General features: G+C 33.2%; 1 protein-coding gene. It reads right to left on the reverse strand.

Annotation, left to right across the window (positions count from 1 at the left end; all coding sequences use genetic code 11):
• Positions 1-260 (reverse strand): hypothetical protein (locus SB749_RS19260; protein ID WP_410711718.1); only part of this gene is annotated, 260 nt, incomplete at its 3' end.
• Positions 261-280: the final 20 nt, after the last annotated feature.

Below are 280 nucleotides of genomic sequence, written 5' to 3' on the forward strand. Positions count from 1 at the left end.
TTTAAAAACTCTCTGAAGCTTTCATACTCATTAATCAGGTAATAGTTATCCGGCATGTTATCAATAATTTCTTTTATAATCACAGTTTTCCGCTTTTCCTGAAGCTTCTTATACAAGCCTAAAGCGTGGGTTTTGGAAAACTTACTCATATCAGTAATATCTGTACTTATTTCACCATTTTGAATTGCTTCATACACTTCCAGAAGCTTCTTTCTTTCGTTATCAGAATTGATTTTAGTTTGCATGATACCCTTTTTCACTGTTCCTCTATGGTTAGTCC

It is taken from the genome of Brevibacterium sp. SIMBA_078, from assembly GCF_046534565.1.
Classification (GTDB): Bacteria; Actinomycetota; Actinomycetes; order Actinomycetales; family Brevibacteriaceae; genus Brevibacterium.